The 25,403-nt window shown below is 70.3% G+C and carries 22 protein-coding genes; 15 read left to right on the forward strand and 7 right to left on the reverse strand.

Annotated features, from left to right (window positions below):
• Positions 1-66 precede the first annotated feature (66 nt).
• From K206_RS0112360 to K206_RS0112370, 3 genes are read right to left on the reverse strand one after another with little or no spacing between them, the layout of a single operon-like run.
• The gene (locus K206_RS0112360) at positions 67-1,545 is read right to left on the reverse strand and encodes a SidA/IucD/PvdA family monooxygenase (protein WP_020202728.1); all 1,479 of its coding nucleotides are present in this window, start codon (positions 1,543-1,545) and stop codon (positions 67-69) included.
• A complete protein-coding gene (locus tag K206_RS0112365) occupies positions 1,542-2,924 on the reverse strand; it encodes an LLM class flavin-dependent oxidoreductase (protein WP_020202729.1) in 1,383 nt (460 codons plus the stop codon). Before K206_RS0112365 ends, K206_RS0112360 begins: the two co-directional genes overlap by 4 nt.
• A gap of 35 nt (positions 2,925-2,959) precedes the next feature.
• Positions 2,960-4,306, reverse strand: coding sequence for an LLM class flavin-dependent oxidoreductase (locus K206_RS0112370; RefSeq protein ID WP_020202730.1), 1,347 nt, complete (start codon positions 4,304-4,306; stop codon positions 2,960-2,962).
• Positions 4,307-4,732: 426 nt separating this feature from the next.
• Here K206_RS0112370 and K206_RS0112375 point away from each other — a divergent pair, with 426 nt between their 5' ends.
• A complete protein-coding gene (locus K206_RS0112375; protein ID WP_029043542.1) occupies positions 4,733-6,214 on the forward strand; it encodes a VWA domain-containing protein in 1,482 nt (493 codons plus the stop codon).
• A 98-nt stretch (positions 6,215-6,312) separates the two neighbouring features.
• Here the strand turns inward: K206_RS0112375 and K206_RS0112380 are convergent, their stop codons facing one another.
• Positions 6,313-7,185, reverse strand: a complete 873-nt coding sequence (locus tag K206_RS0112380) for an alpha/beta fold hydrolase (protein ID WP_020202731.1) — start codon at positions 7,183-7,185, stop codon at positions 6,313-6,315.
• Between the two features lie 58 nt (positions 7,186-7,243).
• Entirely contained in the window at positions 7,244-7,684 is a 441-nt protein-coding gene (locus tag K206_RS0112385) for a VOC family protein (protein ID WP_020202732.1), read from the reverse strand.
• A gap of 198 nt (positions 7,685-7,882) precedes the next feature.
• Between K206_RS0112385 and K206_RS0112390 the strand changes: the two genes are divergently transcribed.
• A complete protein-coding gene (locus K206_RS0112390; protein ID WP_020202733.1) occupies positions 7,883-8,353 on the forward strand; it encodes an SRPBCC family protein in 471 nt (156 codons plus the stop codon).
• A 110-nt stretch (positions 8,354-8,463) separates the two neighbouring features.
• Positions 8,464-9,867, forward strand: coding sequence for a DHA2 family efflux MFS transporter permease subunit (locus K206_RS0112395; protein ID WP_029043544.1), 1,404 nt, complete (start codon positions 8,464-8,466; stop codon positions 9,865-9,867).
• 50 nt (positions 9,868-9,917) lie between these two features.
• On the opposite strand, the gene K206_RS0112400 is transcribed toward K206_RS0112395, so the two are convergent.
• Positions 9,918-10,187, reverse strand: coding sequence for an acyl-CoA-binding protein (locus tag K206_RS0112400; protein WP_020202735.1), 270 nt, complete (start codon positions 10,185-10,187; stop codon positions 9,918-9,920).
• Between the two features lie 201 nt (positions 10,188-10,388).
• On the opposite strand from K206_RS0112400, the gene tsaB reads away from it, so the two are divergent.
• The 8 genes from tsaB (at position 10,389) to K206_RS0112440 (ending at position 19,851) form a co-directional block, all read left to right on the forward strand.
• A complete protein-coding gene (gene tsaB / locus K206_RS0112405) occupies positions 10,389-11,177 on the forward strand; it encodes a tRNA (adenosine(37)-N6)-threonylcarbamoyltransferase complex dimerization subunit type 1 TsaB (protein WP_029043545.1) in 789 nt (262 codons plus the stop codon).
• A 14-nt stretch (positions 11,178-11,191) separates the two neighbouring features.
• On the forward strand, positions 11,192-11,746 hold the full coding sequence (gene rimI, locus K206_RS0112410) for a ribosomal protein S18-alanine N-acetyltransferase (protein ID WP_155888047.1): 555 nt from the start codon (positions 11,192-11,194) through the stop codon (positions 11,744-11,746).
• Complete coding sequence (locus K206_RS0112415; protein ID WP_020202738.1) at positions 11,743-12,729, forward strand: uracil-DNA glycosylase family protein; 987 nt, start codon at positions 11,743-11,745, stop codon at positions 12,727-12,729. Before rimI ends, K206_RS0112415 begins: the two co-directional genes overlap by 4 nt.
• Positions 12,704-13,966, forward strand: a complete 1,263-nt coding sequence (locus K206_RS0112420) for a DUF1853 family protein (RefSeq protein WP_043366414.1) — start codon at positions 12,704-12,706, stop codon at positions 13,964-13,966. The genes K206_RS0112415 and K206_RS0112420 overlap by 26 nt, the downstream gene beginning before the upstream one ends.
• Positions 13,967-14,565: 599 nt before the next feature.
• Positions 14,566-15,120: a fimbrial protein gene (locus K206_RS0112425; RefSeq protein ID WP_029043547.1), complete on the forward strand. Its 555-nt coding sequence runs from the start codon at positions 14,566-14,568 to the stop codon at positions 15,118-15,120.
• A gap of 157 nt (positions 15,121-15,277) precedes the next feature.
• The gene (locus K206_RS0112430; protein ID WP_029043548.1) at positions 15,278-16,030 is read left to right on the forward strand and encodes a fimbria/pilus periplasmic chaperone; all 753 of its coding nucleotides are present in this window, start codon (positions 15,278-15,280) and stop codon (positions 16,028-16,030) included.
• A gap of 115 nt (positions 16,031-16,145) precedes the next feature.
• Positions 16,146-18,710, forward strand: coding sequence for a fimbria/pilus outer membrane usher protein (locus K206_RS0112435; RefSeq protein ID WP_020202742.1), 2,565 nt, complete (start codon positions 16,146-16,148; stop codon positions 18,708-18,710).
• A gap of 52 nt (positions 18,711-18,762) precedes the next feature.
• Complete coding sequence (locus tag K206_RS0112440) at positions 18,763-19,851, forward strand: fimbrial protein (protein ID WP_020202743.1); 1,089 nt, start codon at positions 18,763-18,765, stop codon at positions 19,849-19,851.
• A gap of 27 nt (positions 19,852-19,878) precedes the next feature.
• Here K206_RS0112440 and lplT read toward each other — a convergent pair whose 3' ends face one another.
• Positions 19,879-21,198: a lysophospholipid transporter LplT gene (gene lplT / locus K206_RS0112445; protein ID WP_020202744.1), complete on the reverse strand. Its 1,320-nt coding sequence runs from the start codon at positions 21,196-21,198 to the stop codon at positions 19,879-19,881.
• A 462-nt stretch (positions 21,199-21,660) separates the two neighbouring features.
• Here lplT and alr point away from each other — a divergent pair, with 462 nt between their 5' ends.
• The 4 genes from alr to K206_RS42785 all read left to right on the forward strand — a co-directional run.
• Entirely contained in the window at positions 21,661-22,776 is a 1,116-nt protein-coding gene (gene alr / locus K206_RS0112450; RefSeq protein ID WP_020202745.1) for an alanine racemase, read from the forward strand.
• Positions 22,777-22,966: 190 nt separating this feature from the next.
• On the forward strand, positions 22,967-24,328 hold the full coding sequence (gene radA / locus K206_RS0112455; RefSeq protein WP_020202746.1) for a DNA repair protein RadA: 1,362 nt from the start codon (positions 22,967-22,969) through the stop codon (positions 24,326-24,328).
• Between the two features lie 181 nt (positions 24,329-24,509).
• Positions 24,510-24,995: a disulfide bond formation protein B gene (locus K206_RS0112460; RefSeq protein ID WP_020202747.1), complete on the forward strand. Its 486-nt coding sequence runs from the start codon at positions 24,510-24,512 to the stop codon at positions 24,993-24,995.
• Positions 24,996-25,107: 112 nt separating this feature from the next.
• The coding region (locus K206_RS42785) for a hypothetical protein (protein WP_155888046.1) at positions 25,108-25,403 on the forward strand (296 nt) is incomplete at its 3' end.

Below are 25,403 nucleotides of genomic sequence, written 5' to 3' on the forward strand. Positions count from 1 at the left end.
TTTGAAGAAGTTAAAGTATTTGACTTATAAGTCGAATTTTATTTTTATAAATATTAATAAAAATTATCACTCAACCTCCAAATCCTCCCCCTTCCACAATGCCGCCGCATAAAACTCCGGCCCAAAATCCACCGGCACTTCCCCCCGAATACGCCGCTCATGCAGCGGCAAATCCGCCAACAGCAAATCCCGGCTGATGCGCGCCACCGCGCCAGGAATATCGCGCCGCATGCTCGGCACGTCGCCGAGCGGCACGCCGGTGCTGGCGAACCCGCCCGGGTTGTGCACGTGGATGTCGCTTAACCACGGCGCGCTGCCGGGCGTCTTTTCCAGGTATTCCAGCCCGCTGCCGAGGTAGGGCGAGGCACCCAGTTCGTCGTCGCGCGCGTCGGCTGGCGGCTGGTAGCGGTCGCGCCAGCGCAGCACGTGCGGCGCGATGTCGGCCAGCTCGGGCCGGGCGGCGGGGTCGACCAGGTAGCCGGTGCCGGCGATGGCGAAGTCGAAGCGCAGCGTCTCGCCGCGTACCTGCGCGGCGATGCGCCCGCCTTCGATCTCGGCCGCGCGCCACGGCGCGCTCAGGTGCAGATGGAACTGTTCGAAGCCGAGCACGCGCTCCACCGAGTCGGCCGGCGGCGTGGAGCCGGCGCGGCGGTAGCGCAGGGCCTGCTCCCAGCGCGTGGCGTCGGGCAGCGCATGGTAGTTGTCGTAGAGGCCGGGGTAGGCGCGGATGCGCGAGACCGGCGTGGCGGCAATGTGATCGCGCCGCGCGAACAGGTGCACGGCGGCGGCGCCGGCTTCTAGCGCGACCGCGGCGGCGTCGAAGGCGGAGGCCGCGGCGCCGAGCACGGCCACGGTCTTGCCGCGCAGCGCGGCGAAGTCGATGGCGTCGGCGGTGTGGGCGGCCAGGCCCGCGGCCACCGCCGCCGACAGCACGGCCGGCACGAACGGCGCGCCGTTGCCGGCCACGCCGCTGGCGAGGATGACCTTGCGCGCGGTCTCGGTGCGCGGCTGGCCGTCGATCTCCAGGTGCAGGCGGAAGTGCGGCACGGCGGCGCCGGTCACGGGTTCGATGCGCTTCACGCGCGTGCCGTAGCGGACGTCGATGCCGAGGAAGCTGCGGAACCAGTCGAGATAGTCGGCCCAGGCCAGGCGCGGAATGCGGTCGATGGCGGCGTAGGCCTGCGCGCCGTGGCGCGCTTCGTACCAGGCCTGGAAGCCGAGCGCGGGCAGGCCGAGCTCGGGGCCGACCAGGTTCTTGGGCGTGCGCAGCTTCTGCATGCGCGCGCGTTCGCGCCACACGCCCGCGCGCGCGCCGTCGGGCGCGGCGTCGAGCACGGTGACGCGGCCGATGCCGGCGCGCCGCAGCGCGAAGGCGTAGGCGCTGCCGCTCTGGCCGCCGCCGACGATGGCGACGTTGTGGTCGATGCCGGCATGGGCGGGCACCCAGTCGTCGGGCGCGGGGCCGATCAGGCGCAGCGTCTCGCGCGCGAGGAAATCGGGATCGGCGGCGGCGCCGGCTTGGGCGAGGGAGGACAGGTCGGTCATGCGGCGATGGCGGTGGTCGGCGTGGTCTGGCCGGCGCTGGCTTGCGCGGCGGGATGAGCGGGGCGTTTGAGCCCGAGGTGCTCGCGCAGCGTGGCGCCGGCGTATTCGGTGCGGAACAGGCCGCGCCGGCGCAGCTCCGGCAGCACCAGCGCGATGAAATCGGTGAGGCCGCCGGGCAGCACCGGCGACATGATGTTGTAGCCGTCCGCGCCGTACTTGCGGAAGCGTTCTTCGAGCTGGTCGGCGATCTGCTCCGCGGTGCCGACCAGCTGCCAGTGGCCGCGCGCGCCGGCCACGCGCTGGTAGAGCTGGCGGATGGTCAGGTTCTCGCGCCGCGCGAGGTCGATCAGCAGGCGCTGGCGGCTCTTGCTGGCGTTGGTCTCGGGCAGCTCGGGGATGGGGCCGTCGAGCGGGTAGCCCGACAGGTCGAAGCCGCCGCTCAGGCTGGACACCAGCGCCAGGCCCACCACCGGGTCGATCAGCGACTGCAGCTGTTCGAACTTCTCGCGCGCTTCGCTCTCGCTGTGGCCGACCACCGGGAACACGCCGGGCAGGATCTTGAGGTCGTCCGCTTCGCGGCCATACTTGGCGAGGCGGCCTTTCACGTCGGCGTAGAACGCCACCGCGTCCTCCACGGTCTGCTGCGCGGTGAACACGGCCTCGCCGGTACGCGCGGCCAGTTCCTTGCCGGCCTCGGACGAGCCGGCCTGCACCACCACCGGATGGCCCTGCGGCGTGCGCGAGACGTTGAGCGGGCCGTGCACCTGGAAATGCTTGCCCTTGTGCCCGAGCACGTGGCGCCGCGCCGGGTCGTAGTAGCGGCCGCTGGCCTTGTCGCGCAGGAAGGCGTCGTCTTCCCAGCTGTTCCACAGGCCGCCCACCACGTCGGCGAACTCGGCGGCGCGCTCGTAGCGGTCGGCATGCGCGAAGTGGTGCTCGCGGTTGAAGTTGTGCGCCTCGTGCTCGCTCGACGACGTGACCAGGTTCCAGCCGGCGCGCCCGCCCGAGATGTGGTCGAGCGAGGCGAACTTGCGGGCGATGTGGTACGGCTCGTTGAAGCTGGTCGAGGCGGTGCCGACCAGGCCGATGCGCTCGGTCACGGCGGCCAGCGCGGACAGCAGCGTGATCGGCTCGAACTGCGCCTGGTAGCTGTGCGCGGTGCGGCTGAGGAATTCCACGTCGTCGCCGCGCGTGCCGACGCCGTCGGCGAGGAAGACCAGGTCGAACTTGGCGGCCTCGGCGGCTTGCGCCAGCGCCACGTAGTGCTTGAAGTCGATGCCGGCGTCGGCCTTGGCGTCGGGGTGGCGCCAGGCGGCGATGTGGTGGCCGCCCGGATAGAGGAAAGCGCCCAGGCTGAGGAAGCCGCTGCGTTGAGCCATGATGAGTTGTCCCTTGGTTGGTTGTCCCTTGCGTGTCAGGCGGCCTTGCGCGCGCCTTGCCGGCCCTGCGGGCGCGCCAGCCCGAGATGGTCGCGCAGGGTGGTGCCTTCGTACTCGGTGCGGAAGATGCCGCGGCGCTGCAGGATCGGCACCACGCCGTCGACGAAATCCTGCAGCCCGCCGGGCAGGGCGTCGGGCATCAGGTTGAAGCCGTCGGCGGCGCCGTGGCGGAACCAGTGCTCGATGTCGTCGGCGATCTGCTCGGGCGTGCCGACGATCACGCGGTGCCCGCCGCCGCCGGCCAGTTCGCGCACCAGCTCGCGCACGGTGTAGCCGTGGCGGCGCGCGGTGGCCAGCGTGGCGTTGAAGAAGGTGTGGTTGCCGTTGCCGATGGCGGGCAGCGCGAGGTTGTCGGGCAGGCGCTCGTCGAGCCTGAGGCGCTCCGGCGCGATGCCGAGGATGCCGGCCAGCCGCGCGAGGCTGTAGTCCCACGGGATCAGGTCGACCAGCTCGTCGCGGCGCCGGCGTGCCTGCGCCTCGGTGGCGCCGATGATGGTGGTGAGGCCGGCCAGCACCTGCACCGCGTCCGGCCCGCGCCCGAGCGCCTGCGCGCGCGACTTGAGCTCGCGCCCGTAGGCCAGCGATTCCTCGAACGACTGCGAGGCCGAGAACACCGCCTCGGCATGGCGCGCGGCCAGCTCGCGCCCGTCGGCGGAGCCGCCGGCCTGCACCACCACCGGGTGGCCCTGCGGCGGGCGCGGCAGGTTGAGCGGACCCTGCACGCTGAAGTGCTCGCCGTGATGGGCGACCGGATGCACCTTGCCGGGATCGACGAAGCGCCCGCCGGCCTTGTCGCCGATGAAGGCGTCGTCCTCCCAGCTGTCCCACAGCGCCTTGACCACCGCGGTGAACTCGGCCGCGCGCGCGTAGCGCTGCGCGTGGTCCGGCGCGGCCTCGCGCCCGAAGTTGCGCGCCGACGGCACGTCGGCGGTGGTCACGACGTTCCAGCCGGCGCGCCCGCCGCTCACGTGGTCCAGCGTGGCGAAGCGCCGCGCGATGTTGTAGGGCTCGTTGTAGCTGGTCGAGGCCGTGCCGATCAGGCCGATATGCGTGGTGGCCGCGGCGACGCTGGCCAGCAGCACGGTCGGCTCCAGCGCGGTGATCGGGCGGAAGTGGATCTGGTCGACGATGGCGGCGCTGTCGGCCAGGAACACGGCGTCGAGCTTGGCGGCCTCGGCGATCCGCGCCACGCGCACGTAGTGGCGCACGTCGGCGAAGGCGTAGGGATCGGCCTCGGGCAGCCGCCACGCGGACGGCACGAAGCCAGAGTGCAGCAGGTTGATGTTGAGGTGAAGCTGGCGCGGGCGTGTGGTGGCGCTCATTGGAATGTCCCCGGTTGCGGATGGCCTTCGCCGGGCACCCGGCGGTCCACGGCGCGGGTCTTGTACTCGGGTTGCGTGGAGCGCGGGAGTGCCGCGCAGGGCCTGCGAAGGCTTGACGATAGAACAAGCCGCGCGCGCCACCAACGAAGCAAAGCGCGCTTGCTTATCCGTTTGGCGTGGCGGCGCGCGCGGCCGGCCGGCGGCACATCCGCCGCCTCGATTCCTTGCGCTGGATCAAGCGCGGCGGCTTTGTTCCTTTTGTCACCATCGCCAGACGTTTCCCTCGCTTCGTACAAATACGGCTGACGCCTTTTCCGGGCCGGCGATGGAATCATCGGCGGGCGAATGCGCTTGCGTTGCCGGCAGGCATGGCCGCGCGAATGCGTCGCGACAGAACGATAACTGCATTTTCCCGAGGAAGAATCGATGCGCGAATTTCGACATGCCGTGCTCAGCCTGCTGGCGGTGGCGGTACTGGCCGCCTGCGGCGGCTCCGACGATGGCAATGGCACGCCCGCGGGCATGGCGCCGGCCAGCCCCGATCCTTCGGCTCCCGCCGCGCCGAAGACGGTGGCGGTGGCCGGCGTCCTGGTACAGCCGCAGGACAGCGCCGCGCGCGGCATCATGATCGTGCGCCAGGCGGGCACGGCGCTGCGCAAGCCCGCCAGCGTGGCCTGCCCCGAGGTGCCCGATGGCTACGACCCGCTCGCCGCGCTCGCCGTGCACTTCAGCAGCGCCGACGGCACGGTGGTCGCCACCCTGACCACCGATGCCTGCGGGGCCTTCTCGGGCGACGTGCCCGACACCGCGGTGCAGGCGCATGCCCAGCCCGGCAGCCTGGGCGCGATCAGCCGTCCGCTGTCGTCCTTCATCGTCGGCGCGGGCGCCGGCAAGCCGCCGGTGTCGGCGCTGCCGGCCAACGCCACCTACGTACTCAGCGTGGTCCAGGACCTCGGCGGCGGCAAGGTCGCGCTGACCGTGACCGACGACAAGACCGGCAAGGCCGTATTGGGCCTGGCCGCCGCGGATTTCGGCTTTGCCGTGGCCGGCACGGCGTTGCTGCTGGGCGCGCTGTCCTACGGCGCCAGCGCCGCGCAGAATGCCAGCGTGGCGATGGTGATGGATGCCAGCGGCTCGATGTTCGGCGCGGTCGGCACGACCGGCAAGAGCGCGCTGCGGATCGCCGGCGCGGCCGGCCACGTGCTGCTCGACGGCCTGCGCAGCGGCGCCGACGAGGCCGGCGTGGTGATCTTCGACAGCAAGGTGGAGAAGATCGACGATGCCAACCTGGCGCGCAACTACAACTGGTATCGCGGCGGCGCGGCGGTGGCCGCTTACCGCTTCAGCGCCAGCGGGCTGACGCAGGACATCGCCGCGCTGCGCCCGGTGGTGGACCTGTACAACGACGATTCGCAGATCTACGGCGGCAACGGTCCCGACCCGGTCCACCCGGCCACCGGCGACTGGCAGATCCGCGGCGGCTACCGCTATGGCGGCACCACGGCGTTCTATGCCGCCACGCAGGCCGGCCTCGACCTGCTCGATGCCGGGGTCAACGCGCGCCGCATCGTGGTGGCGATGACGGACGGGCAGAACAATGTCTCGCCGTACTCGCCCGCCAGCGTCATCGGCGCGGCGCAGGCCAAGGGCGTGCCGCTGTACACGGTCGCGTTCGGCAGGCAGGGCGACGTCAACGAGCCCGACATGCAGAAGATGGCGGCCGACACCGGCGGCGAATACAAGCGGGTCGAGGGCACCGACCTGGCCGGCCTGTTCCAGAGCATCCAGACCGGCATCCGCTTCCAGTACCTGGCCAGCCTGGCGACGCCGCCGGTCTCGGGCGACGTCCTGACCATCACGGTCAGGCAGGGCAGCGCGCAGATCAGGCGCGACCTGCAGATCCGCTGAGCGCGGCCGCGGGGCTGGCGGGGCGCCAGCGTTGCGCTCTCGCCGGTCTGCGCGTCTTGGTGACGGCAGGGCGCGCGGCGCTGCCGCCCGCCTTGCGTTCAGCCTTGCAGATGTTCCAGCAGGGCCTGGTCGAACAGCGCGGGCTCCTCCATCTGCGGCGAGTGCGCGCTGCGCTCGAAGTGCCGCACGGTCAGCCGGCGCGCGTCGGCGCGATAGGCGTCCCAGGCCGAGGCCGGCGCGCTCAGGTAGTCGCAGCGCCCGAGCGCGAGCAGGATCGGCGCGCGGACCTCGCGCAGCAGCGCATGCATATCGAGATCGCGGAAGGTCTCGCCCCACAGCCGGTCGATGACCGGCATGTTCACGCGCACGCCGCGCCACAGCGGCGCGGGGTCGTAGCGCGGGTCGAACCAGCTGCGCGCGCGCATCCGGATGCACAGCGCGATGAAGCCCTGGTCCGGCTGCGCGGCGAGGTCCCGGGCGAGCGCCGCCATCTGTTCCGCGTCGATGCGCTTGCGTTCCGGCGCGACGGTTTCCTGCCAGCGCCGCTCCTGCGCCGCCAGGTGCGCCGGCGAGAAATCCGGGCTGGTCGCCACGGCCACCACGTGGCCGACATGCGCGGGGAAACGGCGCGCGTATTCCAGCGCCAGGTAGCCGTTGCCGGAATGGCCGAGGATGTCCACGCGGGCCAGGCCCAGGTGCAGCCGCATCCGTTCGATGTCGCCGACGACCCGTTCGAGCGCGGCGTCCTGCACGGCCAGCGGCCGCTCGATGCCGGCGAAGCCGCGGTGGTCGATGAAGGCCAGCCGGCGCCTGCGCCGCAGCGCCTGCGAGAAGGTGCGCGGATGGTAGATGGCGCTGCCGACGACCAGCAGGGGCGGGCCCTCGCCGTCGCCCTCGAGCCGGTAGCGCAGCGCGAAGCCGTCGGACAGCAGGCGGCCGGTCCGGCCGCCGGATGGCGGGTCGTCGCTCATCGGGTTTTCCTCCGCCCACGTGGATGTGCTGCCGCCATTATCGCCGCGCGTGGCCGGCTCAGCCAGGCAGGGCCCCGCCGCGCGCGGGCGCCCGGCGGGGCGGGCGGCCCGCCGCCGGCGCGTGGTGCGACGCATGGTCGTGGCCGTGCCATTCGACGAAGCACAGCCCGTGTCCGAACGGATCGCACAGCATGGCGCAGCGGCCCTCGGGCAGGTCCTGCGGCCAGTCTTCCAGTTCGGCGCCCGCTGCCAGCGCGCGCTCGATGGCGGCTTCCAGGTCGGCCACGACGAAGTCGAGCCGCGCGGGCGTCCGGCGCGGGCGCCGCATGCCGGGCATGGCGGCGCGGCCCGCGCGCAGGTAGATCGGCGCGCCGCCGCCGCGCATTTCCGCCACCGCGCCGCCGGACAGGGTGCGCGCCAGGCTCAGTCCCAGTCCGCGTCGATAGAAGCCGATGCCGCGCGCGAGGTCGTCGACATCGAGTTGGATCAGCAATTGCATCGCAGTCTCCTGCCCGCGTCGCGGGCGTGATCGGGCCGCGATTGTGCGCCGGCACTCCTGACATTAACTGTCAGGAGTGTTGCGGGCCGGCGCGCTTGCCGGGGCATGGCGCGGGCCGGCGGCGCCGGGGAAGTTTTGCTGCAGACCTTGACGCGGAACCTTCATAATGTCGGCTAACCATCGACCAGGAGAGGGAAGTTGCGCTTCGAGCACCTTGTGGAGATCAACGATCCACGCAATATCCAGTTGGACACGCTGACGCCGGAACAGCTCTGGCAAGGGCTGGTGCTGCGCTCGGCGGAGCCCGAGCTGTTCGTCCTGGGCCTGGACCGTGCCGAGATCGTGGCGCGGGGTGACGACTTCGTGGTGCGGGTGCTGCATTTCGGCAAGGCCACGATCCGCGACCGCGTGGTGTTCGTGCCGCGCCGCGAGGTGCGCTACGAAACCGCCGCCACCGCCGAGCATGCCGGCGGCACGCTGACGATGGCGATCGAGACGCCGGGCCCGGGCGCGCTGCTGCTGCGCTTCGTCTACGAGACCACCATGCCGGCCATCGACGAACGCGGCGACGACCGCTACGCCGAGATCGTCAAGTCGGCCTATCACGAGGCCGATATCGACACCGTGCGCAAGATCCGCGAACTGGCCGCCAGCGGGCGCCTGGGGTGAGCGCGCAGCCTTCGCCGCCCGCCCCCGGCGGGCCGACGGACGGCGCGCAGGCCAACGACGCCACGGACACGGCGCCGGGCAGGGCGGGCGGCGGCCCCACGCGGGCATCGCTGCGCGCGCGCTACGGCGAGCAGTTGCGCTGGCTGGTGCTGCTGACGCTGATGCTCGGCACGGTGTCGTCGATCGTCTCCTCCACCATCGTCAACGTGGCCGTGCCGGCGCTGAGCCGGCATTTCGCGCTGGGCCAGGAGCGCGCGCAATGGGTGGCGGCCAGCTTCATGATCGCCATGACGCTGTCGATGCTGCTCACGCCGTGGCTGCTCAACCGCTACGGCCTGCGCCGCACCTTCGTGGGCAGCCTGCTGCTGCTGGGCGCGGGCGGGCTGGTGGGCGGCTTCTCGCCGACCTACGCGGTGATGATCGCCATGCGCGTGGCCGAGGGCATCGCCGCGGGCATCCTGCAGCCGCTGCCCAACATCCTGATCCTGCGCGTGTTCGCCGAGCGCGAGCAGGGCAAGGCGATCGGCCTGTTCGGCTTCGGCGTGGTGCTGGCGCCAGCGGTGGGCCCGAGCGTGGGCGGCTTCCTGGTGGAGGCGTTCGGCTGGCGCTCGATCTTCTTCGTGGTGGTGCCGCTGACGCTGATCGGCCTCTGGATGGCGCGCCGCTTCATGGCGGTGGATTCGGCCATGATGGGCGAGCGCAAGCCGCTCGACTGGCGCGGCCTGGGCCTGGCCGGCATCGCCACCGTGAGCCTGCTCAACGGCGTGGTGCAGATGCGCGAGAGCCTGCCGGCCGGGCTGGCGCTGGCGGGCTTCGGCGTGCTGATGCTGGTGCTGTTCGTGCTGTGGCAGCTGCGCGCGGCGCATCCGCTGATGAACATGCGCCTGTACAGCTACCGCCAGTTCGCCGCCGGCGCGGTGGTGGCCTTCATCTACGGCGCGGGCCTGTTCGGCTCGACCTACCTGCTGCCGGTCTACATGCAGATGGCGCTGGCCTACACGCCGTCGCGCGCGGGGCTGGTGCTGCTGCCGGCCGGGCTGGCGCTGGCCTTCACCATCGCCGCGGCGGGGCGGCTGACCAACCGCATCGCGCCGCACCGGCAGGTCTCGTTCGGGCTGGCGCTGCTGGCGGCGTCCTTCCTGCTGATGGCGCTGGGTTCGCAGGCCACGCCGTACCTGCTGCTGGTGGCGTGGGCCATCGTGGGGCGCATCGGGCTGGGCTGCATCCTGCCGTCGCTGACGCTGGGCGCGATGCGCGGGGTGGACTATTCGCTGATCGCGCAGGGCTCGAGCTGCATCAATTTCCTGCGCCAGCTCGGCGGCGCCATCGGCGTGAGCCTGGCCGGCGTGGGCCTGCAGTGGCGGCTCGCGGCGCAGGGCGCGGTGCTGGGGCCGGAGGGCGACGCCGCGGCGCGCATCCGCGCGTTCGACGAGACCTTCCTCGCGGTCGGGCTGGTGATCGCCACCGCCATCCTGGCGGCGTGGCGCATCCGGCCGCGGCCGCTGCCGGCCTAGCGGGCCGGCATGAACGCATGGCGGGCCGGGGCGTGCTCCGGCGGCGAGGTTCAGGCGGCCGTGCCGCTGCGCAGTTCCTCGACCAGCGCGACGTACTTTTCCATCGCCTCGTCCTTGCTGGTGCCCTTGATGGCTTCCCAGGCCTCGAACTTGTAGCGGCCGACGAAATCGGTCATGCCGGGCTTGTCGCCGTGGACATCGCCGTCGCTGCCTTGCTTGAACAGCGCGTAGAGGCGCAGCAGGGTCATGTTGCTGGGGCGCTCGGTCAGTTGCTTGACGTCGAGCTGGGCTTGGGCGAAGCGGGCCTGCAGGTCGCTCATGGGGTCTCCTGGGTGCGTTGGGGGAATGGCGGGGCGCGAGGCGGGGCCGGGCGCGGACAGCGCGATGATAGCGCCCGCCGCCGCGCGTTTGGGCGCAAAGAAACCGAGGAAGGCCTCGGTCCGGCCCGCCGCGCCGGCGGCACGCGGCAGCCGCGCGCGCGCAAGTTCAGCTTTTGAGGTGGCAACGGATACAATCTCGCCATGTCCTGGATTCTTGCTGTCGAAACCTCCACCGAGTGGTGCTCCGTCGCGCTCGGGCGCCTTGCCCGAGGCGGTGCCCTGGAGTGCCTGGTGCGTCATGAACACACCGGCCCGCGCTCGTCCGCGCGCGTGCTGCCGGCCGCCGGCGAGCTGCTAGCCGAGGCCGGCATCGCGCTGGCCGACTGCGCCGCCATCGCCTTCGGCGCCGGGCCCGGCTCCTTCACCGGCCTGCGCACCGCCTGCGGCGTGGCCCAGGGCCTGGCCTTCGGCGCGGGCCTGCCGGTGGTTCCCGTCAATTCGCTGATGGCCTGCGCCGAGCGCGTGCGCCTGGGTGAAGTGGGTGAGGCGAGTGAGGCGGGCGCGCCCGCGTTGCCGCCCGGCGTGCCGGTGCTGGTGGCGCTGGATGCCCGCATGGACGAAGCCTATGCCGGCGCCTTCGCCTGGGACGAGGCCGCGCAGCAATGGCAGCCCGTCACCGCCATGCAGGTGTGCCCGCCCGAGGCGGTGACCTTGCCGCCCGCGCCGTTCTGGCTGGCCGGCAACGCCGCCGCCGTGTTCGGCGAGCGCCTGGCCGCCGCCGCGCTGGCGCAGCACAGCGTGCCCGGCGCGCTGCCCGCCGCGCCCGCGCTGGTGTCGATCGCGCTGCGCGCGCTGGCGCGCAACGAGACCGTCGCGCCGGAGGACGCCATGCCGATCTACCTGCGCGACAAGGTCGCCCAGACCATTGCCGAGCGCCAGGCCATCGCCGCGCAGCGCGCCGCGCTGGCCGCCACCGGAGAACGGCCATGAGCGCGCGCCGCAGCATGCCGCTTGCCGCCGAGGCCGGCGCGCCGCCGGCGCCGCCGTCCGCCGGCTGGCCGGAAGTGCCGGTCATGCCGGTGCTGGGGGCGGGCTGGGCGATCGGGCGCATGAGCGCGCTCGACGTCGAGGCCGTGGCCGGCATCGAGGCGCGCGCCTACAGCCATCCGTGGACGCGCGGCAATTTCGAGAATTCGGTCAAGGCCGGCCACCTCGGCATGACGCTGCGCGACCCGGCCGGCGCGCTGGCCGCCTACGCCGTGCTGATGCCGGTGGTGGACGAGATGCACCTGCTCAACATCACCGTGGACCCGGCGCGCCAGCGCACCGGCCTGGGCCGGCTGATGCTGGCCGCCGCGCTGGCCACCGCGCACGCGCATCACCTGCACACCATGCTGCTGGAAGTGCGGCCGTCCAACACCGGCGCGATCGAACTCTACCGCCAGGCGGGCTTCGCCGAGATCGGCCGGCGCAAGGGCTATTACCCGGCGGCCGGCCAGACCCGCGAGGACGCCCTGGTGCTGCGCCGCGCGTGGCCGCCCGCGGAGGGTCAGGCATGAACCGGCGCGCGCGTTTTCTCGAAGTGCTGGGCGTGAGCGAGGAGTGGGTGCCGCGCCACGCGCCGGCATTGCCGCAGGACGGGGTGGCGGAGCCGGATGTCGCCGCGGATGTCGCCGCAAATCTCGCCGCCGAGCCGGTTGCCGCCGCCGTTGCCGCGCCGCCCGAAGCGCCGGCTGTCGCCGCCGGGGATGCGGCAATGGCGCCGCCGTCCGTGCGCGACCGGGCCGGGCCGGAAGCCGCGCCGCGGCCGCCGGCGGAGATTCGCCCGGAAATTCGCCCGGAAATTCGTCCGGAGGCGCGGACAGAACCGCGAACGGAAGCGCCGCCCGCGCTCGCGCTCGCGCTCGCCCCCGCCCCCGCCCCCGCGCAGCCCGCCATGCCGGCGTCCGCCGGCTCGCGCGAGGCGGTCATCGCCGGCCTCGACTGGGCCGGGCTGGAGGCGCGCGTCTCGGGCTGCACCGACTGCGGCCTGTGCGACCGCCGCACCCAGACCGTGTTCGGCGTCGGCGACCGCCAGGCCGAGTGGATGCTGGTGGGCGAGGCGCCGGGCGAGAACGAGGACAAGCAGGGCGAGCCCTTCGTCGGCGTGGCCGGCAAGCTGCTCGACAACATGCTGGCCGCGGTCGGCCTGGCGCGCGGGCGCAATGTCTTCATCGCCAACGTGCTGAAATGCCGTCCGCCCGGCAACCGCAACCCGGAGCCGGACGAGGTCGCGCAGTGCGAGCCCTACCTGCGCCGCCAGATCGCGCTGGTGCAGCCCAGGCTGATCGTGGTGCTGGGCCGCTTCGCCGCGCAGTCGCTGCTGCGCACCACCACGCCGATCGGCAAGCTGCGCGGCAGCGTGCACAGCTACGAGGGCATCCCGGTGGTGGTGACCTATCACCCGGCCTACCTGCTGCGCACGCTGTCGGACAAGGCGCGCGCGTGGGAGGACCTTTGCCTGGCCCGCGAGGTGCATGCCCGTGCGGGAGCCAAGGCCTGACTCCGCCCTGGGCCCCGGCGGCGCCATCGAGGTGGCGCCGCTGTGGCGTCATGCCGCTTCGCAGCGCCTGCGCGAACTGGCCTGGTGCTCGCTGTCGCCGCCCCTGCTGGCGTTCCTGCCGGCGGTAGCGGCTGCGGGAGGGGTCGTAGAAGAGGCCGCAGAAAGGGCGACAGAAAGGGCGGGCGGCGCGGTTCCCGCCGGCATGTCCGCCAGTCCTGGCGGCGTTACCCATCCCGCCATCGACGGTGCCCTCAACGGCACCACCAACGGCATCGCCCCGGGGCTGGCGCGCTGGCCCGACGGCGCGCTGGCGGGCTGGCAGCGCTGGCTGCTGTCGGCCGATCCCGGCGCGCTGCCGCCCACCATCGCCGAACTGGCGGCGGGCCGCGAGCATCCGCGCCCGCACGGCGCCGCGCACGCGCCCAGCCTGCGGCTGGGGCGCCACGCCGAGCGCCTGCTCCAGTTCACGCTGGAACATACTCCCGGGCTGGAACTGCTGGCGGCCAATCTGCCGGTGCGGCGCGCCGGCGCGCATGGCGTCCAGACGCTGGGCGAGCTCGACTTCGTCTGGCGCGACGCCGGCAGCGGCGCCATCGTGCACTGGGAGATGGCGGCCAAGTTCTACCTGCTGGTCGATCCCGTCCCCGAGGCGCAGCGCGGCGATGCCGCGCCGCCCCGGCTGCATCATTTCGTCGGCCCCAACCTGGTGGACCGCCTGGGCGACAAGCTCGGCCATCTCGTGCACCGCCAGCTGGCGCTGTCGCACATGCCCGAGGCGTTCGCGCTGCTGGGCCGCAAGGTGGACCGCAGCGAGGTCTACCTGCTCGGCTGGCTGTTCTACCGCAATGGCCGCGTCCCGGCCGGCGTGCGCGACCTCGGCATCGCGCCGGACCATCTGCACGGCTGGTGGGACACGCTGCCGGAGTGGGCGGACTGGGCCGCCACGCGCGCGGGTTCGCGCTGGTTCCGCCTGCCGCGCTCGGCGTGGATGGCGCCGGCCCTGGTGCCGTGGGCGCAGACCGAGCCGCTGGCCACCGTGCGCGACGCGCTGGCGCTGCGCTTCGCGGAAACCCGGCACGACAAGAGCTGGCGGCGCGAGGCGCCCGTCATGCTGTGCGAGCTGGAGCCCGCCGGGCCGCTCGCGCCCGGTCTCTGGCGCGAGCGCACGCGCGGCTTCGTGGTGCCGCCCGGCTGGGAAGAGCGGGCGCGGCAGCGCGTGGCCCGGGCGGCCGAATAACACTGCCGCGCGCCGCCGCGCGCTGCCCGAAGCCCGGGCATATTCTCCTCCGATAATCTCCGTTGCCGCGAATGGCGGGCGGGCCATCGCGCGCGCTTTTTTCGGCATTCCCGCACCGCTTCATTTTCCCGTTTTCCATCGCCGCCGGTATTGAAAATACGTCCGTCCGTGAATGGTGGAAATGGCATTTCCAGCTGGTCCTAGTCCGTGCAGATCCGGAGGCGAATTTGTCCGATGCTCCGGGTCGGACGGCGCCTTTCGCGGGTTTTTGCACCGCCGTTCGCGTGTTTCGCCAGTTTGTTGACCAAAAATTGCTGAAATGTGTCTTCTTTGTTTCTAAGTTACCGTGAATGTGCGGATTCGTGAATATGGATTGCCGTCATTAAAGTGATCTTAGTGACTCTTTTTGTGCCGAAAAATTGGCGATTAGTACAAGTCCTATAAATCCGTTACCAATCTTGGTACTGGTCAAATTAACAGCCAAGGACCGGAAAATTAGAATTCAGTCACTGGCCCGGGAAACAGGTCAGGCACCGGAGAAAATGAAGATTTCGCATTTACGGTGCATTTTCACCAACCTCAACCAACTGGAAAACGCCATGACCAAGAACATTATCCGCACCCTGCTCGCCACCGCAGCCCTGGCCGCTGTCGCCACCGGCGCGCAAGCCTCCGACGGCACCATCAACTTCGAAGGCGAAGTGATTGCCCAGACCTGCAAGATCAGCGTCAACGGCACGGAAACGCCGGCGGCCGCCACCGTGGTGCTGCCCTCCGTCGCCGCCGCCACGCTGAGCTCCACCGACGCCCTGTCCGGCCTGACGCGCTTCGTGGTCGGCCTGAAGGAATGCAGCGGTCCCGCCACCACGGCATCGGCGTTCTTCGAAGCCGGCCCCGGCGTAGACCTCGACCGCGGCACGCTGGCGAACCTCACCACCGGCGAAGACGCTGCCAAGAACGTCGAACTGGCTCTCCTGGATCCCACCAGCGGCCAGCCGATCAAGGTCGGCTCCAACCAGGACAGCTCCACCAAGCACGAACTGTCCGCCGGCGCGGCCGAGCTGCCGTACATCGTCGCCTACCGCGCGATGAGCGACGAAGTCCAGCCGGGCGCCGTGACCGGCCAGGTGACCTACTCGATCGACTACAAGTAATCGCCCGCCGCCATGCCGGCAGCCTGCCCGTAAGGGCTGCCGGAAGGCGAGTCACCAGCAAGAAGGGGAAGCAACGGAAGGGACCGGCCGGGATCGACAGAAACCGGCCGGGATCCACCGGATACGGGAAACCAACAAGGCAACCAGGGGAACCATCATGGGACAACGAACACGCAAGCTGGCCGCCGCGGCACTCGCCGCCGCCATGCTGGGCTCGGCGGCAAGCGCATGGGCCGGCGTGGTCATTTCCGGCACGCGCGTCATCTATCCGGCGCAGGCCAAGCAGGTCACGGTCAAAGTGACCAACGACGGCAAGGTGCCGGCGCTGCTGCAAAGCTGGGTCGACGATGGCAATGCCCGTGCCGACGCCAACACCGCCAGCATGCCGTTCACGCTGCTGCCGCCGATCGCGCGCATCGACCCCGGCAAGGGACAGTCGCTGCGCCTGGTCTATACGCAGGAGCCGTTGCCGCAGGACCGCGAATCGGTCTACTGGCTCAATGTGCTCGAAGTCCCGCCCAAGCTCCAGAGCGATGCACCCGCCAACGTGCTGCAGATGGCGTTCCGCTCGCGCCTCAAGATTTTCTTCCGCCCCAGCGGCCTGCCCGGCGACGCCAACAGCGCGCCCGCCAGGCTGACCTGGGCCATCCAGCCGGCCGCCGGCGGTGCCGGCGGCTATGTGGCCAAGGCGATCAATCCCACGCCTTACCACGTCAGCATCGCCAGCGCGGCGGTCGAGACCGGCGGCAAGCGCTATCAGGCCAAGGCCGAGATGGTGCCGCCGCTCGGCAGTATCGAGCTGCCGGTCGAAGGCCTGTCCCGGCCGGCCGGCGATGCACAGGTGGTCTTCACCACCGTCAACGACTACGGCGCCGTCATCGACAACAAGGCTGGCGCCGTCGCCAGGTAGGCGCGCGCGGCCCCAGCGCCGCGCCCTCCGCACCTTCTTCCAGTCACCCGGGTTCTCGCGGCAGGCCGCATGTTCGCCGCCGTGGGGGCCACATTGCCCAACGGCCTGCAAAACCATGCGCCCCGACATCTCGAACCGCACCAGGAACACCCTCTCCACGCAACGCACGCCGCTGTGCCTGGCGTTGCTGGTCCTGTTCGGCATGGGCGGCGCATGGGCGGCGCCCATGCCCGCGAACGCCGCGGCAGCCGCGCCGATGACGGTGGCCAGCGTCGAGTTCAACGACGACTTCCTCGTGCGGCAGGGCGGGCACAAGGCCGACCTGTCGCGCTATCAGCATGGCAACCCGGTGCTGCCCGGCGAATACCGCGCGGAACTTACCGTGAACGGTCAGCTGCTGGGCTATACCGACGTGCAGGTCAAGGCCGGCGGCGAGCCGGGCGGCGCCAGGGTCTGCGTCACGCTGGCGCAGCTCGACCAGTTCGGCGTGGACATGTCCAAGGTCGACGCCGGCGTGGTCGCGGCGCTGGCGGCGCCGGGCGCGTGCCTGACACTGCCTGAGATCGTGCCGCACGCCACCGCCACGCTGGACCCGGGCCAGTTGCGCCTCGAGGTCAGCATTCCGCAGGACATGGCGCGGCGCACGCCGCGCGGCTACGTGAACCCGGCGCTGTGGGACAGCGGCGTGACCGCTGGTTTCCTCGGCTACGGCCTCAACGTCTACCGCAGCGAGTCGGGCGGCCACGCCGCCACGTCCGGCTTCCTCTCGCTCAACGCCGGCTTCAACCTCGGCGAATGGTATTTCCGCCATAACGGCTCGCTCAGCACGCAGGCCGGCGCCGGCAGCAAGTACCAGAACGTCAACACCTACGTGCAGAAGGACCTGACCGCGCTCCAGAGCCGGCTCGTGCTGGGCGGCGCGAACACCTCGGGCGAGCTGTTCGACACGCTGCCGTTCCTCGGCGCGCAGGTCGCCAGCGACGACCGCATGCTGCCCGACTCGCAGCGCGGCTACGCGCCGGTGGTGCGTGGCGTGGCCGACACCAACGCGCGCGTGACGATCCGCCAGAACGGCGTGGTGATCTACGACACGCCGGTCGCGCCCGGCCCGTTCGCCATCGACGACCTCTACCCGAGCGGCTACGGCGGCGACCTGCAAGTCACCGTGACCGAGGCCGACGGGCGCGAGCGCACCTTCACCGTGCCCTACGCCGCCGTGCCGATGCTGCTGCGCCCCGGCATGACGCGCTTCAGCGTCACCGCCGGCGTGCTCAACGACACCACGCTGTCGGCGCGGCCCAAGCTGCTGCAGGCCACCGTGCAGCGCGGGCTGACCAACAGCCTGACCGGCTACGCCGGCGTGCAGGCGAGCAACCGCTACGCGGCGGTGCTGGCCGGCGCCGCGTTCGACACCGGCTTCGGCGCGGTGTCGATGGACGTCACCGGCGCCTACGCCAGGATCGGCGGGCAGACCTTCGCCGGCACCAGCACGCGGCTGGCCTACAGCAAGCTGTTCCAGCAGACCGGCAGCAACCTGTCGGTGGCCACCTATCGCTTCTCGTCGGACCGCTATGTCGATTTCGCCGGCGCCGCGCGCATGGAGGAGGCGGCCCGCAGCGGCCAGGACATCAGCGCCATGCACCGCCCCAAGAGCCGCGCCACGGTGAGCCTGAGCCAGCCGCTGCCGCGCGGCTGGGGCCAGGTCTTCGCCAGCGCGCTGGCGCAGGACTACTGGAACGGCAAGCCGCACGACGTGCAGTACCAGCTTGGCTACAGCAACCGCATCGGCCCGGTGAACTATTCGGTCACCGCCACGCGCGTGCGCGGCGCCAACGGCACCGTCGACAACCAGTTCATGCTCAACCTGACGCTGCCGCTCGGCCGCGCAAGCCGCGCGCCGCAGCTCGCGTTCAGCCTCGGCCACGAAACCGGCGGCGGCACCAGCGCGCAGACCACGGTCAGCGGCGTGGCGGGCGCGGACAACCAGTTCAGCTACGGCGTGACGGCCGCGCGCAGCGCCGCGGGCCAGGTCTCGGGCGCGCTCAACGGCCAGTACCGCACGCCCTACACCTCGATCCAGGCCGCCTACGGCCAGGGCTCGGGCTACCGCAATGCGTCGGTCGGCCTGAGCGGCTCGGTGGTGGCGCATCCGGGCGGCGTGAGTTTCTCGCCGTACACGGGCGACACCTTCGCCGTGGTGGAAGCCCCGGCCGCGGCCGGCGCCAGGATCGACAGCTATCCGGGCCTGGTGCTCGACGGGCGCGGCTACGGCGTGGTGCCCTACCTGATGCCGTACCGGCAGAACCAGGTATCGCTCGATCCGGCCAACATCCCCGACGACATCGAGCTCAAGGTCACCAGCCAGCAGGTGGCGCCGCGCGCGGGCGCGGTGGTGATGCTGCGCTATGCCACCGAGTCGGGCCAGGCCGCGCTGATCGACGCCGCGCTGGCGGATGGCACGCCGGTGCCGTTCGGCGCCGAAGTCACCGACGGCGACGGCAACAACGCCGGGCTGGTCGGGCAGGGCGGGCGCATCTACGTGCGCCTCAAGGAAGGCGGCGGCGCGCTCACCGCGCGCTGGGGCGACGGCGCCGGTCAGCAGTGCGAGATCGAGCCCGCCGCGGATGCGCAGGGCAGCAGCCCGCTGCTGCGCCTCAAGCGCGTCTGCACGGTCGGCTGAACGGACAACGGCGGCGGCGATGGGGCCGCGCCATACAGGAAGGAACAAGAACATGAAGCCATATCTCCGCAATCTCGTTGGGCTGCTGATCGGCCTGGGCGCGGTTGGCGCCGCCAACGCGGCGTCCGACTGCTATGTGGCGGACGGTTCGCCCAACCCGCCGATCCTGAGCGTGCCGCTGGCCGCCGGCGCGTTGACCATCGGCCGCGACGTGCCCGACGGCACTGTCATCTACAGCCAGACCGTGTCGGCGCAGGCGGTGGGCATCGACTGCAAGAACTACGCGGTCAGAACGGTCAGGAATGCCCTCGATCTGACTACCAGCCAGCCAGCCGCCGCCTGGAACCAGGGGCCATTCGCCGGGAAGGTGTACGAAACGGGACTGCCTGGCATCGGCGTGGCCATTCGCGACGTCCGTGCCGGTCAGTTCTATCCGGGCCTGGACGAGATCAACTGCCTGGGCTATTGCGTCTACCAGGTCGGGCCGCCATACGTCGAGGTCTCGCTGATCAAGATCGGCAAGGTTTCCGCCAGCGGCCCGGTCGCCGGGGCATCGCTGCCGCGCGTGAGTTCGAAGTGGCGCAAGGGCCCCGGCTTCGATTACCTCGCGGCATTCGAGATCGCCTTCACCGGCAGCCTGAGCATCGTGTCGCAGACCTGCACCACGCCCGACGTCAGCGTTCCCATGGGTGTCCACAATCCCGGCGACTTCTCCGGCGTCGGCAGCGGCACGCGGTGGGAAGCATTCGACATCCGGTTGCTGAACTGCCCGGCGTTTCATGGCGCCACGGCGAGCGTGTCCTACGACAACGGCGTGATGGGCGACGTGAGCGGCACCGGCAACCAGCTCGGTTTCCTGCTGACGCCGGCCACCGAGGTGGTGGACGCGGCCAAGGGGATCGTCGCGCTGAGCGCGGGCAGCGAGGCCAAGCCCGCGGCGGGCGGCGTCGGGCTGCAGATCGCCTCGTCCGATGGCGCGCCGGTGGCGTACCACAGCGTGATGCCGAGCGGCATCGTGCCCGCCGCGGTGGACGGCGGCAGCTACACCATTGCGCTGCAGGCGCGTTACGTGCAGACCGGCGAAGCCATCACGCCGGGGCAGGCCAACACCTCGGTGATGTTCACGATCGACTACCGGTAGGAAGAAGGAGAGAGGCGCGCGGCGGGGTCAGTGGTGCTTGTCCTCGCCGATCATCGCCAGCGAGTCGAAGTTGCGCACGTTGTAGCGGTGCTGGCGCATCACCAGGGTCATGGTGACGCAGACGAAGATGCCGAACGCCACGATGACGATGCCGATGGGCACGTTGAGCTTGATCAGCAGCGCGTACAGGCACAGCATCAGCAGCACCGAGACGTTCTCGTTGAAGTTCTGCACCGCGATCGAGTGGCCGGCGGACAGCAGCACGTGGCCGCGGTGCTGCAGCAGGGCGTTCATCGGCACCACGAAGTAGCCCGACATGCCGCCCACCACCATCAGGAACAGGTAGGCGATGGCCATGTACAGCGGCATGTGCATGCCGAGGACGTCGAACGAGACATCGGGCAGGCTGTTCTTGGTGTAGAAGGCCATCAGCATCACCACCACGCCCATCGCCACGCCGAACGGCAGCACCGACAGCGATTTGCGCAGCGGAATGCGCATCGCGGCCAGGATCGCGCCGACCGCCACGCCCACCGCCACCACCGCCTGCAGCAGCGCGCCCTGCGATAAATTCAGCTCCAGCGACTTCTCGGCCCATTTCAGCACGATGAACTGCAGCGTGGCGCCCGCGCCCCAGAACAGCGTGGTCACGGCCAGCGAGATCTGGCCCAGCTTGTCGCGCCACAAGGCGGTGAAGCAGTCGGCGAACTCGGCGATCAGCTTGATCGGATTCTTTTCCTGCTGCGGATAGCGCGCGCCGGTCTCGGGGATGAACAGGTTGAAGATGGCGGCGACCACGTAGAACAGCATGATGACCACCATCGCCGCCTCGGCCGGGGTGTGGATGCCGGTGTCCACGAAGGGCATGTCGAAGCCGAGCAGCACCTTGGAGATGTGCACCGAGATCAGCGCGCCGCCCACCACCGTGCCGAGGATGATCGAGCCGACCGTGAGGCCCTCGATCCATCCGTTGGCCGCCACCAGCCGCTCCGGCGGCAGCAGCTCGGTGAGAATGCCGTACTTGGCGGGCGAGTAGGCGGCCGCGCCGAAGCCCACGATGCCGTAGGCGAGCAGCGGGTGCAGCCCGAACATCATGATGGCGCAGCCGGCGATCTTGATGGTGTTGGTGATGAACATCACCTTGCCTTTCGGCATGGAGTCGGCGAAGGCACCCACGAAGGCGGCCAGCACCACGTAGGACAGCACGAAGAACAGCTTGAGCAGCGGCGTCATCCACTGCGGGGAATGCAGCTCGGTAAGAAGGGCGATGGCGGCGATCAGCAGCGCGTTGTCGGCCAGCGAGGAGAAGAACTGCGCCGCCATGATGGTATAAAAACCCTTCTTCATACTGTGGACTCTGTCTCCATCGCAATTGCTGTGCAAGTCGGTCACGGTCGCGGTCACGACCGCGTTGCCGGCGGCGCCGGAGGCCGTCGGGGAACCTGGGCTGGCGCCGTTGTCAAAGTGATGCCCGGACCAGCTCTGGGAGTGCTTTGCAGCTTGCCTCACCGTGTTTGACATATTGCATCACTTTTGAAACATGGTCGGAACGTCCGGCTTTATAACACGAAAATAAGGCGATTCCGAGCATCTCCGGGCCGCCGGTTGGACAGCGCAAGCGCGCTGCGATTCCCTAAATGTTGAGTCGGATGTGTTCAAATAACGTCTGTGCGACGTGCAGCGCGTACCGGGTCTTCCCCTATGTGGTGCATCCGCGGGCCGCGGGCGACCCCTGCCGGCCGGCCTCGGTCCGGCCCCGACCCCTCCCGCGCCGTCGCGCATCAGCCTCCTGGAAGCCACAGCGATCCCATGCCTAGACCCATTCACGCCGTCATCCACCAACCGGCCCTGGCCAACAACCTGGAAGTCGTGCGCCGCTGCGCACCCGAAGCGCGCGTCTGGGCCGTGGTCAAGGCCAACGCCTACGGCCACGGCATCCGCCGCGCCTTTGCCGGCCTGCGCGCCGCCGACGGCTTCGGCCTGCTCGACCTGAACGAAGCCGTGCTGCTGCGCGAGCTCGGCTGGCAGGGCCCGATCCTGCTGCTGGAAGGTTTCTTCCAGCCCCAGGACGTGCCGCTGCTGGAGCAATACCGCCTCACCACTGCGGTGCATTGCGAAGAACAGCTGCGCATGCTGGAAGCCGGCCGCCCCAAGGGGCCGCTGGCGATCCAGCTCAAGCTCAATACCGGCATGAACCGCCTGGGCTTCCGCCCGGACCAGTACCGCGCCGCCTGGGAGCGCGCGCGCGCCCTGCCGTGCGTGGGCAGCATCGTGCATATGACGCATTTCTCCGATGCCGACAGCCCGCGCGGCATCGCGCACCAGCTCGCGGTGTTCGACGCCGCCACGGCCAACCTGCCGGGCGAGGCCAGCCTGTCCAACTCCGCCGCCACGCTGTGGCATCCCCAGGCGCACCGCGCCTGGGTGCGGCCGGGCATCGTGCTGTACGGCGCCTCGCCCTCCGGGGTGGCGGCCGACGTGAGCAGCTTCGGCCTGCAGCCGGCCATGTCGCTGCACAGCGAGCTGATCTCCGTCCAGGACCTCCAGCCCGGCGATACCGTCGGCTATGGCTCGCTGTTCACGGCGGACCGCGCCATGCGCATCGGCGTGGTGGCCTGCGGTTATGCCGACGGCTACCCGCGCCATGCCGCCGGCTGGGGCGACAACCCGGCGCCGGTGCTGGTCGACGGCGTGCGCACGAACCTGGTGGGCCGGGTCTCGATGGACATGATCTGCGTCGACCTCACGCCTTGCCCCAAGGCCCGCGTGGGCAGCGCCGTGACCCTGTGGGGCCAGGGCCTGCCGATCGACGACGTGGCCGCGGCCAGCGGCACCGTGGGTTACGAGCTGATGTGCGCGCTGGCGCCGCGCGTGCCGGTCACGGTGGCGACGCTGACGGCGCCGGAGCAGGCCGCGCTGGCCTGACGCCGGGGCCGCGGGCGGGCCGGCGCCGGCCCGTGGCCTGCCTGGCCCGGCGGCGGCGCGCCGTCCGTGCGCCGTTTCGCCTCCGCCCGCCTGTTTCGGCGGTTTTTCGCCGCGTCTTGTTGCCGCCGCCGCCGCTCCGGTGGTTTTCCACCGCTTTCATCGTCTCCACCGTTTTCCCCGAGGATCCCAGTTGGCCAAGCCAAAGAACGTCTATACCTGCACCGAATGCGGCGGCACCTCGCCGCGCTGGCAGGGCCAGTGCCCGCAATGCCAGCAATGGAACACGCTGGTCGAGACCGTGGCGGAAACCGCGTCGGCCAAGCGCTTCGCGCCGCTGGCCGCCTCGGCCCGCGTGCAGCGCCTGTCCGAGATCGACGCGGCCGACGTGCCGCGCTTTTCCAGCGGCATCGAGGAATTCGACCGCGTGCTGGGCGGCGGGCTGGTGGCCGGCGGGGTGGTGCTGATCGGCGGCGATCCCGGCATCGGCAAGTCCACGCTGCTGTTGCAGGCGCTGGCCAACCTCGCCGCCGAGCGCCCCGTGCTGTACGTCAGCGGCGAGGAGTCCGGCGCGCAGATCGCGCTGCGCGCCCAGCGCCTCGGCGTGGACAGCCCGCAGCTCGCCTTGCTGGCGGAGATCCAGCTGGAGAAGATCCAGGCCACGCTGGAGGCGGAAAAGCCCGAGGTGGCGGTGATCGACTCGATCCAGACGCTGTATTCCGAGGCGCTCACCTCGGCGCCCGGCTCGGTGGCCCAGGTGCGCGAATGCGCGGCGCAGCTCACGCGCATCGCCAAGGGCAGCGGCACCACCATCATCCTGGTCGGCCACGTGACCAAGGAAGGCGCGCTGGCCGGCCCGCGCGTGCTCGAGCACATCGTCGACACCGTGCTGTACTTCGAGGGCGACACCCATTCCTCGCACCGCCTGGTGCGCGCGTTCAAGAACCGCTTCGGCGCGGTCAACGAACTGGGCGTGTTCGCCATGACCGAGCGCGGCCTGCGCGGCATCAGCAACCCGTCGGCGCTGTTCCTGTCGCAGCACGAGCAGCAGGTGGCCGGCTCCTGCGTGCTGGTCACGCAGGAAGGCACGCGGCCGCTGCTGGTGGAGGTGCAGGCGCTGGTCGACGCCGCGCAGGTGCCCAACCCGCGCCGGCTGGCCGTGGGGCTGGAGCAGAACCGGCTGGCCATGCTGCTGGCGGTGTTGCACCGCCATGCCGGCATCGCCTGCTTCGACCAGGACGTGTTCCTCAACGCCGTGGGCGGCGTCAAGATCGCCGAGCCGGCGGCCGACCTCGCGGTGCTGCTGGCGATCCATTCGTCGATGCGCAACAAGCCGCTGCCGCGCGGCCTGGTGGTGTTCGGCGAAGTCGGCCTGGCCGGCGAGATCCGGCCCAGCCCGCGCGGGCAGGAACGCCTGCGCGAAGCCGCCAAGCTCGGCTTCACCACCGCGGTGATCCCCCGCGCCAACGCGCCCAAGCAGCCGATCGACGGCCTCGAGGTGATCGCGGTCGAGCGGCTGGAGCAGGCCATCGACCGTGTGCGTCATCTGGAGTGAGAGCCACTGCGTCAATCCGCCGCAACAGGCGCGTTTGCGGCGCCGCGCACGGCGCGTGGCGCGCTGCGCAAAATCGGTAATAATGAGCCTCGCATCGCGCACGTCCGGCCGTCAGGCCGGCGGCGCGCCGACACCGATGCGCGGTCCTGCCCGGTCCCCGGGTCCAATTCGCTACTGAACCATGCAAGCCAATTCGCGCAGTTTCTTCCTGTTGATCGCCGTGATTTCCTTCGGCCTGGTCGGCTATGCCCTCTACCTGCAGCACGTGGAGGGCTACCAGCCGTGCCCGCTGTGCGTGATGCAGCGTTTCGCCTTCGTCGGCATCGGCATCTTCTCGCTGCTGGCCGCCATCGCGCAGAGCACGCGCAGCCTGTGGCAGGGACTGGGCATGCTGTCCGGCATCGGCGGCATCGCCGTGGCCGGCTATCACGTGTCGCTGCTGCTCAACCCCAAGGCCAGTTGCGGCATCGACCCGCTGGAGAACTGGGTCAACCGGTTGCCCACCGCCAAGCTGCTGCCGCAGGTGTTCTACTCGGACGGCCTGTGCACGGCGCCGCTGCCGCCGATTTTTGGTTTGTCGATTCCGGCCTGGTCGCTGATCTGGCTGTTTATTTTGACTGCGACTTTGGCGGTGGGGATGATTCGGAGGGAGAGGAATTATCGGTAGTTTTTTGATTTTATTTTGGGGTTTGGGGGGATTTTAGGGTTTGCGGTTTAATGTTGATTGCTTGACGTCGATGGATTAATGCCAAATTCAATGGCTGAATGTCAACGGCTGAATGTCAACGGTTGAACGTCAAAGTCAACTGCTGAACGTCAAAATCAAAGTCAACTTCAAAGTCAAAGGCTTTCGCTCCCCCGGAGCGACCTACTTTCTTTTCCCCGAAAAGAAAGTAGGCAAAGAAAGCGGGCTGCCTGGCCGGCAGGGGCAGAGCCGAACAGGGTTTCTCGGGGTGGTGGTTTCGTGGTGGGGCCTGTGGTTCTGCTGGGATTCTGCCGGTACCGGTTCTGGTGGCCACTATCTCTCGGGTGATGTTCGATTCGTGGTGGCGCTGCATGATGGCGGTGGTCCAGG

Origin of the sequence: Cupriavidus sp. WS (assembly GCF_000395345.1) — a bacterium.
GTDB lineage: Bacteria > Pseudomonadota > Gammaproteobacteria > Burkholderiales > Burkholderiaceae > Cupriavidus > Cupriavidus basilensis_B.